Here is a 13,993-nt window from a genome sequence, read left to right on the forward strand (position 1 = left end):
GGAGGCTGGAAAGGCTACCGTTCACAACAACCACCGGGCATGACAACGATATGGCGAGGACTACAACGTTTCTATGATGTCTTAGACGGCTGGAACCTATTCAAAGATATAGGTACACCGTAGTCCTCGGGGAGGGGTGCGGCTGGCGGTGTGATGGAAGGGAGGGGTTTGTAAACATGGTTGATGAACGCTTTTTTACCATCTAATCAAACGGAATTTCCCACTATCGTTCCAAATGACAATAATGGTTTTATGTAATACAAATTCCATTTCCCTATCTTGCCCCTGCAATGATCTATCCTAAAAATAATCAACCCATACACTGGTTCTTTCACCATTATATTAGGTTAATTATTAAAAATAACTTCAAAGCATTCAATTTCAATACTGTTGAAATTGACCCTAATAAATCGGTTTTGTTGCTGGCCAATCACTTTGGCTGGTGGGATGGTTTTTTGCTGTACTGGCTTAATTATTTGCTACTTAAAAAGAAGTTCCACATTATGATACTGGAAGATACCGTGCGCAAGGTGTTCTTCCTAAAATATATGGGTGCATTTTCGATGCAGAAAAATTCACGGTCGATGATGGAATCGCTGGATTATGCTGCAAAGCTCCTGCAAGACCCCAAAAATCTGGTGCTCATTTTTCCTCAAGCCAGGCTGTACTCTAACTTTGTAGATGATGTTCATTTTGAGCGCGGGCTGCTAAAAATCATTAAACAGGCAAAGGGTAAATTTCAATATGTGTTTGCCGCTACTTTTATTGAATACTTTCAGCACAAAAAGCCTACTATAAACGTTTATGTAGAAACAGCAAGGCAAGAAGTGAACACGATAAACGAACTCAAGAATTTATACCAGCAGCATTATGATAACGCTAAACAGCTCCAAACTCAAATAGTTATATAAGGTGATTGTTGCTATATCTGTCGTCTTTTTTTTCCTGGTACTGCGCTTTGCCGTAACCCTTTTCAATTTCATATCCGACCCTAAACTGCGTAAAATAAACCGCATGCAGCAGGACATGGTTTCTATTTTAATACCTGCCCGTAACGAGGAAGCCAACATTATACCCCTCCTCCAATCTATCCACAAGCAAGATTACCCGCATTACGAGGTTATTGTGCTGGACGATGATTCGACCGATAACACGTATGCACTTTGCGAGGCATTTGCGGCCAATCACCCCAAATTCAGCGTGGTAAAAGGTAAGCCCCTTGAGCAGGGTTGGCTGGGTAAAAACTATGCCTGCCACCAATTGGCGCAGCAAGCCCATGGCACGTATTTATTATTTTTAGATGCTGATGAACAGGTAGGCAACAGCTTAATTAACAGCGCTGTTCATCGCATCAAATCTAAGAACCTGGCTTTGTTCAGCCTGTTTACCAACCAGGAAATGTGTTCACTGGGCGAGCAAACGGTAGTTCCATTAATGCATTACCTGCTATTAAACCTGCTCCCCCTCCGTTTAATATACTTGGCCAAAAATCCGTCGCTTGCGGCAGCCAGTGGACAGTTCATGCTGTTTAACACGGCGGTATACCGTAAGCATCAATGGCACTCCCTCTCACGCGACCGTGTGGTAGAGGATGTAGAGATCATGAAACTGGTAAAAGTGCGAAAGTTGAAAGGCGAAAGCCTGCTGGCCAACGGTTTAATTACCTGCCGTATGTATACCGGTTATCAGCAGGCCATCAGCGGGTTTAGCAAAAACTTTTTGGCACCGTTCAATTACAGTATACCGGGCTTCATTTGTTATTTAATGCTGGTTATTGGCGGCCCGCTGTTGATCATCTCTACCTTAAACCTGCCTTTGATATTAATGATGTGCGGGCTAATTTTACTAAGCCGTATCATGATCTCTTTTGCATCGGGGCAAAATGCATTTTATAATACCTTATTACACCCCGTACAAATGGCAAGTTTATTAATAGTGGGTATATTTGCCATTCAAAATCATTTAACACGTAATACCGTATGGAAAGGACGCCGGGTGTAATGCTCAAAAACACCACGGTGTCGCTCATCGTTATTATCTTATTCCATGTAGTGGGCCTTATTGGTTTTTTTGTGCCGACTTTAACGCCGCTATTTTTACGGCTGGTACCCTTTCATTTATTGTTAATGCTCTGCGTGGTGTTATATAACCATTACCGGCTTGATGAAAAATTTCTGGGCTTCTTAATACTCATCTTTATTGGCGGTATTGCAGCCGAGTGGATAGGCGTACACAAGCACTGGCTTTTTGGCGATTACCATTATGGCCCTACGCTGGGCATTAAAGTACTCGATATTCCGTTAATGATAGGGGTAAACTGGTTTACACTGGTTTATGCCACAGGTGTATTAATGCAGCGCAGCCGTTTACGAAGTATGCTTGCCCGTGTGCTAGTGGGCGCCGCTATACTGGTATTATTAGATGTGCTGATAGAGCCGGTAGCCATCAAATTTGACTACTGGAGCTGGGCAGATAAGGTGCCGCCTTTAAAAAATTACCTCTGCTGGTTTGGCGTAAGCGCTTTGTTTTTGTGGGCATTTGAAACATTCAAATTTAAACCGCAAAACATAGTAGCACCGGTATTGCTGGGCGTGGAGTTTGTGTTTTTTGGATTGTTGAACCTCTCCTAAATCCTCTCCCAAGGAGAGGATTTTAAGATTAAGAGCACTTGTTAAATCAGTGTTGGATGAAGCTAATTCAATGGAAGAAATAAAACTTTCTAAAGTCCTCCCCTTTGGGGAGGATTTAGGTGGGGTTTGTTTATTTTTGTAAAACTATGGGAGCGTATCAGTTACAGGTTGAAATAGATAGCGATTCGGGCTTTTGCTTTGGCGTTGTATACGCTATTGATATGGCCGAGGAAATACTGGCCGAAGACGGCTACTTGTATTGCCTGGGCGATATTGTGCATAACGACGAAGAGGTAGAACGCCTAAAGGCCAAAGGGTTGCGCATTATTGACCATGCCGACCTGGTAAACCTGCATAACGAAAAAGTACTAATTCGTGCACACGGCGAAGCGCCCGATACTTACCGCACCGCCCTTCAAAATAACATTACGCTGATTGATGCCTCGTGCCCTGTAGTTTTAAAACTGCAAAACCGCATCAAAACATCGCACGATAGCAAAGAGAACATCCTCATTTTTGGCAAGCACGGCCATGCTGAAGTGATAGGCCTGCAAGGGCAAACTAACAACGAGGCCCTGGTATTTCAGGATATTGCCGAGTTAGACAACCTGGAACTTCCGCCGCAAATTACACTGTACAGCCAAACCACCAAAAGCACCGAGAAATTTTACAACGTAAAAAATGAGCTCATTGCCCGTGGCTACGAGGTAAAAGCTAACGATACCATTTGCCGCCAGGTATCTAACCGCGATAAAGACCTGCACACCTTCGCCACACGTTTCAATAAGATCGTATTCGTATCGGGCAAAAAATCATCAAACGGCAAGGTACTATTTGAAGTTTGCCGCAAGTATAACCCCGATACCTATTTCGTATCGGCTGTTGAGGAATTAAGTACCGATATGTTCAGTCCCGGCGATACGGTAGGCATTAGCGGTGCAACCTCCACCCCAATGTGGCTCATGGCCAAAATTAAGGCAGAGTTAGAAACGTATTAAGTGCCAGCCGCCCCCCAAAAGGGGAACAGAAGTTGATTAGTGATAATAGATTGAAATATGGCGAATAACACTTCCTCCTTGCATAACAATCATCCTTTAGTAGGTCAGGGGGCTTTGACTGGTGTAATTATTGCGCTCATTGTCATAGGCGCCTGGCTAACCTCCACTTTTTTATTAATGCAGTGGGAGGTCAATTTTGCTAATCCGTTACTTTATTTGTTCATTTTGGTGCAAATGCACCTGTATACAGGCTTGTTCATTACCGCGCACGATGCCATGCATGGAACTGTGTCATCTAACAAAGCACTCAACAACGGCATAGGTTATGTGGTTACTTTTTTATATGCAGCATTCCTTTACCCTAAGCTGTATACCAAGCACCATAAACACCACAGCCACGTACACAGTGATGAAGACCCCGACTACCACCACGGTAGTTTTATTGCCTGGTACATCAGGTTTATACGCAATTATCTTTCCATTTGGCAGGTGGTGTTTATGGCGGTAGCTTTTAACGTGCTTAAATTATGGATACCACAGGCTAACCTTATTTTGTTTTGGGTAGTGCCCTCGTTGTTGAGCACTTTGCAGCTATTTTACTTTGGCACCTACCAGCCGCACAAAGGCGAGCATGACAACCCCTACCACTCGCGCTCACAAAAAAAGAACCATGTTTTTGCATTTTTGTCGTGCTACTTTTTTGGTTACCATACCGAGCACCATGCCTCGCCCGCCACACCCTGGTGGCTGTTGTGGAAAACTAAATAACCCAGCCGTTCCGGCATCATAAAGTCTGCATTTTAAGTTGAGGATGTACCTCATTTTCGCGGCCTGATCCTCCACGTTAAAAAAATGAGGAAATATGAAGTTTTTTGAAGAAAACTTGCGGTTGGATGAATTTTTACCTAATGTTTCGACGGTGCGAAAAGGCGGGTAAGTGCTACGAGTTTACACTCGATTGACAAAGAATTTCAGATATTTGCAGTTCCGTTAGCTCCCCCTTTAGGAAGCTTGGGAAGGCTTGATGAAAAAAGGAGTTTTGTTAGTGAATTTAGGTACGCCAGACAGTCCGGAAACTAAGGATGTACGCCGTTACCTCGACGAGTTTTTAATGGATGAGCGGGTAATTGATATCAACGCAGTGAGCCGCGCATTACTGATTAAAGGCATTATCGTTCCTTTCCGCGGGCCAAAATCGGCCAAATCTTACAAAGAAATCTGGACCGAAGAAGGCTCACCCTTAATGGTTTACACCGTAAAAGCTACCGAAGCACTAAAGCAGCGCTTAGGCGACGAGTATCATGTAGAAATGGCCATGCGCTACCAAAACCCTTCTATCCAATCGGCTATGGATAAGCTGCGTGCAGCTCAGGTAACCTCTATACAGGTTATACCATTGTTTCCGCAATATGCCTCTGCATCAACAGGTTCTGTTCATCAAAAGGTGATGGAAATAGTGAGCAAATGGCAGACTATACCCAGCATCAGTTTCATTAATTCGTTCTATGACAATGAGTTGGTGATCGACGGTTTTGTACAAAACGGTGCCAAATATAATCCAGCGGAATATGATCATGTGCTATTCAGCTTCCACGGGTTACCACAGCGCCACATGCTTAAAGCCGATGAAACCAAGCAACACTGCCTTAAAGTAGCTAATTGCTGCGATACCATTACTGGCGCTAACCGGTTCTGTTACAGCGCGCAATGCCACGCCACAGCCCGCCTGATTGCCGAAAAACTGAACATCCCTAAAGAGAAATATACCCTAACTTTTCAGTCGCGCCTGGGCCGCGACCCCTGGATGCAGCCTTATACCAGCGAGGTAGTAGCCGAACTGGCCAAAAAAGGCGTGAAGCGTATGCTGGTGTTTTGCCCAGCCTTTGTGGCCGATTGCCTGGAGACCATTTTCGAGGTAGCGGTTGAGTATAATGAAGAGTTTCAAGCCTTGGGCGGCGAACACATTCAGCTGGTAGAAAGCCTGAACGATTCACCTATTTGGGTTGATGCCCTGGAGAAGATGGTGAGGGAAGAAGGTTTTTAAAGAAAGCTAAACCATGCCATTTCATAGTATAAACTGCACGCGTTCTTACGCGTACGCGTGCGGTTACCATGTTACTTTCGTGATGGCACTTTTTAAATCTTAATAGCTATATTCTTCATTATCAAATCCGTAGCACCTTTACTTTGTGCAACAAAAGCACCGGCTATTTTACCTGCGGTTATTCGGTAATTTTCGTCGGTTATCAATTGCCCCGCTACTGATAATAGCTCAGCACTGTTGTTAATGCTAAATCCGCCTTGTAGTGATATCAACTCACTTGCTTCCTTAAATTTAGAGTAATTAGGGCCAAAAACAACCGGTAAACCAAAAGCCGCAGCTTCCAGCGTGTTATGGATGCCTACACCAAATCCTCCGCCTATATAAGCAATTTCACCGTATTGATAAAGAGAAGAAAGCATCCCGATGTTATCAATCACCAAGGTTTGACAGTCTTGAAGCTGGGTATTAGGCTCATTAATATTTGAAAACCGTATGGACTTATCAGCAGGCAGCATGCTAACCAGCTTACTTACTTTGTCTTCCGGTATCTCATGCGGTGCTATGATGAATTTCCAATCGGGGTATTGGTTTATCAAGTTTACCAGTAGTTCTTCATCGGCAGGCCAGGTACTTCCGGCTATAAATACAGGTTTGCCGTTCTTAAACATTTCAATTACCGGCAAGGCTTTTGGCTGTAGGGCATTTTCATAAACACGATCGAAACGGGTGTCGCCGCTTACCAGTGCTTTTGTAATGCCTATAGTACTCAAAAGCAGCTTTGAATCTTCATCTTGCACAAACAGGCGGATAACCTTGGTCAGCATTTGACGGTGTAAAGTACCGTACCATTTAAAAAATACCTGCCCCGGGCGAAAGATAGCCGATATAACATACAAAGGCACCTGCTGCTGATTCAGTTGGTTGAAGTAATGATACCAGTACTCGTACTTGGTAAATATTGCCGCTACCGGGTTAATGGCTTTAATAAAGTTGCGGGCATTAGCCGGTGTATCAAGCGGCAGGTAATACACAGCATCGGCAAGCGGGGTGTTTTTCCTGATCTCGTAGCCGGATGGTGAAAAGAAAGTTACTACAACTGGATGGTGAGGGTACTTTACCTTAACGGCTTCCAAAACCGGCCGCCCCTGCTCAAACTCGCCAAGTGAGGCAAAGTGGAACCATATACTTTTGCTAAGCGGCGCAACCTTTTGGGCTCTTCGTCCGCTTAGCCAAGCCTTGGCTTTACTGTTAAAAACGGAGGCAATTAAGACAATTAAATAGTAAAAACGGATGCCTAAATTATATAACAGGAGCATTTAAATATCAATGTTTCTTATATTCGTCGGGGATAAAAGTAAGCAATACAAACGGAAGTTACAGTGGGGCTCTATGCGCCGCTACCGGCTTCCAAACTAAAACACAATGAATATACAAGGCAAAAGAGTACTCATTACGGGTGCAGCAGGTTTCCTGGGTTCGCACCTGTGCGACCGTTTTATCAAAGAAGGCTGCCGTGTGGTGGGTATGGATAACCTCATTACCGGCGATCTGAAGAACATCGAGCACCTGTTCAAGTTGGAAAACTTCGAGTTTTATAACCACGACGTATCCAAGTTTGTGCATGTATCTGGCGATGTGGATTACATCCTGCACTTTGCATCACCGGCATCACCTATAGATTACCTAAAGATCCCCATCCAAACGCTTAAAGTAGGCTCCTTAGGTACGCATAATCTTTTAGGGCTTGCTAAAGCCAAAGGTGCCCGTATTTTGGTAGCCAGTACCTCAGAAGTATATGGCGACCCGAACGTAAACCCGCAGCCTGAAGAATACTGGGGCAACGTTAACCCGGTAGGCCCAAGAGGCGTATATGATGAGGCCAAGCGCTTCCAGGAAGCCATTACCATGGCTTACCATACCTTTCACGGTGTGGAAACCCGCATTATCCGCATTTTTAACACTTACGGCCCAAGAATGCGCCTGAACGACGGACGTGTATTGCCTGCATTCATAGGCCAAGCCTTAAGGGGCGAACCGCTGACCATGTTTGGCGACGGCTCACAAACGAGGGCATTTTGCTACGTGGATGATTTGGTAGAAGGCATTTACCGCTTGCTATTGAGCGATTATGTACAGCCAATGAACATTGGTAACCCGGATGAGATCACTATCAAGGAGTTTGGTGAGGAGATCATCAAGCTTACCGGTACCAATCAGGAACTTATCTCAAAGCCATTGCCTACAGATGACCCTAAGCAGCGCCGTCCAGACATTACCAAGGCCAAAGCCATTTTAGGCTGGGAGCCAAAGGTAGGCCGTGCCGAAGGATTGAAGATCACTTACGAGTACTTCAAGTCACTCCCGCAGCATATTATTGAACATAAAGAGTTTACGCAGTATAATAAATAGTCCTAAATTCGATCAAAATACATCTATGAAAAAAATATTAGTAACCGGCGGACTGGGATTTATAGGTTCGCATACCGTTGTTGAATTGGTTAATGCAGGTTATGAACCCATTATTATTGATGACCTTTCTAACTCACACATTAGCATATTAGATCAGCTAACTACTATATTAGGCCACAAGCCAGCCTTTCATCAATTAGATTTATGCGATGAGGCCGCCGTTAAAAACCTGGCTACCTCTATCCCCGATGTTGAAGGCATAATCCACTTTGCAGCATTCAAAGCGGTGGGCGAGTCTGTTCAATTTCCGTTGAAATACTACCGCAATAACTTTTATTCGCTGTTAAACCTGTTGAACGGTTATTACGGCAAACCTTTAAACTTTGTATTTTCATCAAGCTGTACCGTATATGGTCAGCCAGACCAATTGCCCGTTACCGAAGATGCTCCTGTAAAATCAGCACAATCACCTTACGGTAATACCAAGCAAATTGCCGAAGAGATATTGAAAGATATGATAGCATCGGGTAGTAAATACAAGGTGGTTTCGTTACGCTACTTTAACCCGGTAGGTGCACACGATTCGGCCTTGATAGGCGAACTGCCAATTGGTGTTCCGCAAAACTTGGTGCCATTTATTACCCAAACAGCCATAGGCAAGCGCGAAAAAGTTACCGTATTCGGTAACGACTATAATACTCCCGACGGTAGCTGTATCCGTGACTACATCCACGTGGTAGATTTAGCCAAAGCACACGTAGCCGCCCTTAAATACATGGAGCAGGAGAGCTTTACAGGTTATGATGTATTTAACATTGGTACCGGTAAAGGCACTTCGGTTTTAGAAATTATCGATGCTTTTGAGCGCAGCACGGGCGTAAAATTTGCCTGGACCATTGGCCCGCGCCGCGAAGGTGATGTGGAGCAGGTTTGGGGCGATGTAACCAAATCATCAGAAGTGCTGAAATGGAAAGCCGAACTGGATGTAGATACCATGATGGCTTCGGCCTGGGCATGGGAAAAAGCAATTGCTAATAAGCCTTTATAATATTTTGTACATGAAAAAAATAATTATCACCGGCGGTGCCGGCTTTATTGGGTCGCATGTGGTGCGCAGGTTTGTTAAGTTTCATCCCGAGTACCAGATCATTAATCTTGATAAATTGACTTATGCCGGTAACCTGGCTAACCTGAAAGATATTGAGAACGAGCCTAATTATAAATTTATTAAAGGCGATATTGTTGATGCAGCCTTTATAGATGAATTGTTTGGTGCCGAGCAGCCCGATGCTGTGATTCATTTGGCGGCAGAATCGCACGTGGATCGTTCTATTTCCAATCCGCTGGAGTTTGTGATGACCAACGTGGTAGGTACGGTTAATTTACTTAACGCCGCCCGTTACCACTGGAAAGGCAAGTATGACAGCACCCGATTTTACCATGTATCAACCGATGAGGTTTACGGTACTTTAGGCGAAGATGGGATGTTTACGGAAGAAACCGCTTACGATCCGCATTCACCTTACTCAGCATCTAAAGCAAGCTCTGACCATATGGTACGCGCTTACCAGGATACCTACGGTATGGATTGCGTGATCTCTAATTGCTCTAACAATTACGGTTCTTACCACTTCCCCGAAAAACTGATCCCCCTATCTATCCATAACATTAAGCAAAATAAACCCATTCCGGTTTACGGTAAAGGTGAAAACATACGTGATTGGCTGTGGGTAGAAGATCATGCACGTGCTATTGATGTGATTTTTCATGAGGCTAAAACCGGTCAAACCTATAACATAGGTGGCCATAATGAGTGGAAGAATATTGATCTGATCAAGCTTTTGTGCCAAGTGATGGACACCAAACTGGGGCGCGAACCTGGAGCATCAGAACAACTGATTACCTATGTAACCGACCGTGCAGGCCACGATCTGCGTTACGCTATTGATGCCAGCAAATTGAAAAATGAATTGGGCTGGACACCAAGCATCACTTTTGAAGAAGGCCTTGAAAAAACAGTAGACTGGTATTTAAATAACGAGCAATGGTTGAACGATGTAACATCGGGCCATTATCAACAGTATTACGAAGGGCAGTATGATAACCGTTAATCTCCCTAAATAGAACTCTTAGATATTAGAAAAATGCAGGACTTTAAAAATCCTGCATTTTTCGTTTTATAGCTATCGTGCTGGCAGGGCTTGCGAGGAGCTTCCGTATTCTTTCTCCGCTAAATAATAATACGGCCAGAATAAATGATGTGTAAATACTTTTTTAGGATCATCAGGAAATAAGCGGGTGTAGGCATCATCAGGCATTAATATTACAGGCACACCACAACTGGTGTAAAAGTTAGTTGGCGCATACTCGGGTTCTTTAAACTGCGGCAGCGTTTTCTTGATAAACTTATACACCATGTGCCCTAAATACTTCTGGTTGTTTTTTACTGCGCGTAGCGGCGGCTTACGTAGCCTGTTATAAATATGCTTTATATACAACTTTATAAAGAAGTTTTGCCCTTTAGTCACCATACCAATATCTCCGAAAGGGTTTAAGGCCGGAAAGTCATCAAGCGTTTGTATGCTAAACGGCGTTTGAGCTACCCAGTCGGCAGCGTTGGTTACCGATATACCCCAGCCCCCACGGGTTAAGTAGTTATAATCATAGGCATAATACAGGTTACCGGGTTTAGGCGGGGCGCTGCAATAAGTTTTGAATACCACATCGGCCGGGATAAGGTTCTGTTCCTGCAAGCTGGCCAGGTAAGAGCGCAACAGGTAAGCAATGGCACCTCCCTGGCTATGCCCCATAATTAAAAAGTTCCTGCATCCTTTTTTATAAGAACTGCTAATGTGCGGCAATATGCTTTTAGACAGGTAAGCCATGCCCAGCAGCCAGCCTATGTGTACCGCTGCTTTAGGGTTATTAGCCAGCTTATAATTAAATGTAGTGCTATCATCAATATGTAGCTGCCCGGTGGCCGGCACCATGGCGGCATAAAAATTTTCAAGCCAGCTCAGGCTTTCTTCGGTGGTGCCGCGTATGCTGATCACTGCTGTTTTATTAGCATCGGTCCAAAGCTCCCAACGGTTAAGCAGCGGACCTACAGCCGAGCGGTATATCCTTTTATATCTTATTGGCTTGGGGGTCAGGTCGCCTTTTAAGGTATCGGTTTGCTGGCGCGATATACGCAGTAATTCTAAAAACTCCTGGGCATCAAAGTTAGGTTTTAACTGGGCGCTTGCTGTGAAAGCGTTTGCCAGGAAAAACAAAAGAATAAGATATCTCATAAGTGCCGGATTTAACTAAGAGAAAGAACGTTTATGCCGATTTGTTTTAACAGGCGCTTAAACCAAGGTTAAGTGCGACTATACTGGTTATTATTTGCATATATCTAAAGTGTGGTTTAAATAATGGCGAGGCATTGTGGATTTAGAAAACCCCTCCACTTAAACTTTCGCTTTCTATTTAATCCCGAAATAAATTTTTCCGTTTTGCTTGCAAAAACAAAATACATTTACTTACTTTGAAAATAAAAGTACTTTTCTGTGGAAGATAGCAAATTACACGAAGATCTGGCCTCCATCCGTAATATGATGGAACGCTCGTCGAAGTTCATATCGCTGAGCGGCTTGTCGGGTATTATGGCGGGTATATATGCGCTTATTGGTGCAGTACTGGCTTATAAAACACTTTATGAGCCCAGCAAATATACTTTTGGCTATGAACCACAGGCAGGTAACCCGTACCTGCAAACAGGTGTATGGGAGGAACTTATATTTTCGCCTACCATACTACAACTCCTGTTTATTGCATTTGGGGTATTGTTTGCCGCGCTGTTAACCGGCTATGCTTTAACGGCCCGCAAAGCTAAAAAACATGGGCAAGCCTTGTGGGGCAAAACCAGTAAAGCCTTACTTTTTCAAATGGCAACGCCATTATTAACTGGCGGATTCCTGATCATTATCTTAATTTCGCGCGGATATTTAGGCGTAGTTTCTCCCGCATGTTTGGCATTTTACGGTTTAGCCCTGGTGGGAGCCAGTGCCTATACCTTTACCGATATAAGGTATTTAGGTATTTGCGAAATTATACTGGCCATTTTAGCCGCTGCCTTTCCAGGATACGGCCTGCTATTTTGGGCTTTTGGTTTCGGAGTATTACACATTGTATACGGCAGTTTAATGCATTTGAAGTACGATAGGTGAAAGTTGATTTTAGTAAGTTAGATAAAGCCTTTGAGAATAGGGTTAGACTGCAAATTATGAGCGTACTCATGGTAAATGAAAGCTATGACTTTACCTCGCTTAAAGATCTGCTTGATGTTACCGATGGTAACTTGGCCAGCAACCTCAAAGCGCTCGAAAAAGAAGAATACATAACTATTCATAAAAGCTTTGTAGGCAAAAAACCTAATACCAATTACCAGGCATCAGCAAAAGGCAAAAAAGCTTTTACCGATCATCTAAACGCACTGGAGCAATTAATTAAACAGCAAAAAAAATAAGAACAACCTAACAACATATATTTTTTTATCCATTTACTTTCAATTTAAAAGTACTTTTATTTATGGAAAACCCACCATCTCCCACTAACTGGCTTAAAGATTCGATTATTTTTAAGCTGGTATTTATTGCCTTTATTGCGCTAATGCTGCTCATTCCCTCATCGTGGATACAAGGGCTCATTAACGAGCGCTCGGCACGGCAGCAGGAAGTTATTGATGATGTATCGGATAAATGGTCGGGCAGCCAGTTAATACAGGGGCCCGTATTGGTTATTCCTTACAAAACGCAGTTTAGCGTTAAAGACACCGCCAATCATGTAATAGTTAAACAAACGGTACAAAACGCGTACATACTGCCAGAAAATCTAAAGATCAAAGGCTTGGTAGAAACGCAGACCCGCCACCGGGGCATTTTTAATGTTGGCGTGTATAATGCAGGTTTAACCATAACCGGGAGTTTTAACCGTGCCGATTTAGCCAAACTCCAAATAGATAACGCCAATTTAATGCTGGATAAAGCCCGCGTTATATTTGGCATAAGCGACTTGAAAGGATTGAAAGCCAATCCGGCTATAAAAATTCAGAATCAGAACATTACTGTAGAGCCTGTTTTAAACGGCGATTTGCTGGACAACGGCTTACAGGCCTCGGTAAATTTGAGCGCCAATACAGGCAACAGTATTCCATTTAGTTTCAGCCTGGGTTTAAAAGGCAGCCAAAGTCTTGATTTTGTACACACCGGCAAAACCACCGAGGTAGAACTTACCGGTAACTGGGCAAGCCCCAAGTTTACCGGCCGTTACCTGCCCGATACCAGTACCATTAACCAAAAAGGATTTAATGCCAAATGGCGCATGTTGTATTACAACCGTCCTTTCCCGCAGCAATGGGCCGGCAACGATAAGCTGTTAAATACCTTCAAAAACAATAAAGATGCGTTGTTTGGTACAGAGCTACACATTCAGGTAGATGAATATCAAAAAACCATGCGCACCAGTAAATACGCCATCTTAGTTATCCTGCTCACGTTCGTGTCGTTATTTTTAACCGAGGTTATCCAAAAAACGCGTATTCATGTGTTCAATTATGCGTTAATAGGCGCTGCCATGATCGTGTTTTACACACTATTGCTTAGCTTTTCGGAGCAGGTGGGTTATAATTTAGCTTATCTTATTTCGGCAGTAGCCACCGTAGCGCTCATTACCTGGTTTACGGCATCGCTGCTGCAAAACGGTAAAGCGGCTTACTTCTTTGCTGTTATCCTCAGCATTTTTTACGGATTCATTTTCATCATTATTCAGTTAGAAGATATGGCTTTGCTGGTAGGTAGTATAGCACTGTTCATCATCGTATCTGCCCTTATGTATTTTTCACGGAAGATCAGTTGGGATTAATTTATTGTAGA

14 protein-coding genes are annotated in these 13,993 nt (G+C 43.6%); 12 read left to right on the forward strand and 2 right to left on the reverse strand.

Features of this window, described 5'->3' with window-relative positions:
• Positions 1-290: 290 nt before the first annotated feature.
• The 6 genes from IEV61_RS18880 to hemH all read left to right on the forward strand — a co-directional run bounded on the left by IEV61_RS18880 (position 291) and on the right by hemH (position 5,672).
• Entirely contained in the window at positions 291-911 is a 621-nt protein-coding gene (locus IEV61_RS18880) for a 1-acyl-sn-glycerol-3-phosphate acyltransferase (protein WP_188418624.1), read from the forward strand.
• A 1-nt stretch (position 912) separates the two neighbouring features.
• Positions 913-2,001, forward strand: coding sequence for a glycosyltransferase family 2 protein (locus IEV61_RS18885; RefSeq protein ID WP_188418625.1), 1,089 nt, complete (start codon positions 913-915; stop codon positions 1,999-2,001).
• Complete coding sequence (locus IEV61_RS18890; protein WP_188418626.1) at positions 1,980-2,630, forward strand: carotenoid biosynthesis protein; 651 nt, start codon at positions 1,980-1,982, stop codon at positions 2,628-2,630. Before IEV61_RS18885 ends, IEV61_RS18890 begins: the two co-directional genes overlap by 22 nt.
• 146 nt (positions 2,631-2,776) lie before the next feature.
• Positions 2,777-3,628: a 4-hydroxy-3-methylbut-2-enyl diphosphate reductase gene (locus tag IEV61_RS18895; RefSeq protein ID WP_188418627.1), complete on the forward strand. Its 852-nt coding sequence runs from the start codon at positions 2,777-2,779 to the stop codon at positions 3,626-3,628.
• Between the two features lie 57 nt (positions 3,629-3,685).
• The gene (locus tag IEV61_RS18900; RefSeq protein ID WP_188418628.1) at positions 3,686-4,396 is read left to right on the forward strand and encodes a fatty acid desaturase; all 711 of its coding nucleotides are present in this window, start codon (positions 3,686-3,688) and stop codon (positions 4,394-4,396) included.
• Positions 4,397-4,649: 253 nt separating this feature from the next.
• A complete protein-coding gene (gene hemH, locus IEV61_RS18905; protein ID WP_188418629.1) occupies positions 4,650-5,672 on the forward strand; it encodes a ferrochelatase in 1,023 nt (340 codons plus the stop codon).
• A gap of 92 nt (positions 5,673-5,764) precedes the next feature.
• On the opposite strand, the gene IEV61_RS18910 is transcribed toward hemH, so the two are convergent.
• Complete coding sequence (locus IEV61_RS18910; RefSeq protein ID WP_188418630.1) at positions 5,765-6,988, reverse strand: 3-deoxy-D-manno-octulosonic acid transferase; 1,224 nt, start codon at positions 6,986-6,988, stop codon at positions 5,765-5,767.
• Between the two features lie 112 nt (positions 6,989-7,100).
• Between IEV61_RS18910 and IEV61_RS18915 the strand changes: the two genes are divergently transcribed.
• The 3 genes from IEV61_RS18915 to rfbB are packed head-to-tail and all read left to right on the forward strand — an operon-like array spanning position 7,101 to position 10,192.
• The gene (locus IEV61_RS18915) at positions 7,101-8,081 is read left to right on the forward strand and encodes a UDP-glucuronic acid decarboxylase family protein (RefSeq protein WP_188418274.1); all 981 of its coding nucleotides are present in this window, start codon (positions 7,101-7,103) and stop codon (positions 8,079-8,081) included.
• Between the two features lie 25 nt (positions 8,082-8,106).
• Entirely contained in the window at positions 8,107-9,129 is a 1,023-nt protein-coding gene (galE, locus tag IEV61_RS18920; protein WP_188418631.1) for a UDP-glucose 4-epimerase GalE, read from the forward strand.
• A 10-nt stretch (positions 9,130-9,139) separates the two neighbouring features.
• Positions 9,140-10,192 (forward strand): dTDP-glucose 4,6-dehydratase, encoded by a 1,053-nt coding sequence (rfbB, locus tag IEV61_RS18925; protein ID WP_188418632.1) that lies wholly within the window; start codon positions 9,140-9,142, stop codon positions 10,190-10,192.
• 72 nt (positions 10,193-10,264) lie between these two features.
• On the opposite strand, the gene IEV61_RS18930 is transcribed toward rfbB, so the two are convergent.
• A complete protein-coding gene (locus IEV61_RS18930) occupies positions 10,265-11,371 on the reverse strand; it encodes a lipase family protein (RefSeq protein WP_188418633.1) in 1,107 nt (368 codons plus the stop codon).
• Between the two features lie 258 nt (positions 11,372-11,629).
• Here IEV61_RS18930 and IEV61_RS18935 point away from each other — a divergent pair, with 258 nt between their 5' ends.
• The 3 genes from IEV61_RS18935 (at position 11,630) to creD (ending at position 13,982) form a co-directional block, all read left to right on the forward strand.
• Positions 11,630-12,289 carry a hypothetical protein gene (locus IEV61_RS18935; protein WP_188418634.1) on the forward strand — a complete coding sequence of 220 codons (660 nt, stop codon included), beginning with the start codon at positions 11,630-11,632 and terminating at the stop codon, positions 12,287-12,289.
• Positions 12,286-12,588 (forward strand): winged helix-turn-helix domain-containing protein, encoded by a 303-nt coding sequence (locus tag IEV61_RS18940; RefSeq protein WP_262890611.1) that lies wholly within the window; start codon positions 12,286-12,288, stop codon positions 12,586-12,588. Before IEV61_RS18935 ends, IEV61_RS18940 begins: the two co-directional genes overlap by 4 nt.
• Before the next feature lie 62 nt (positions 12,589-12,650).
• Positions 12,651-13,982 (forward strand): cell envelope integrity protein CreD, encoded by a 1,332-nt coding sequence (gene creD, locus IEV61_RS18945; protein WP_188418636.1) that lies wholly within the window; start codon positions 12,651-12,653, stop codon positions 13,980-13,982.
• Positions 13,983-13,993 lie beyond the last annotated feature (11 nt).

This window comes from Mucilaginibacter galii (genome assembly GCF_014635825.1).
Taxonomy (GTDB): Bacteria; Bacteroidota; Bacteroidia; order Sphingobacteriales; family Sphingobacteriaceae; genus Mucilaginibacter; species Mucilaginibacter galii.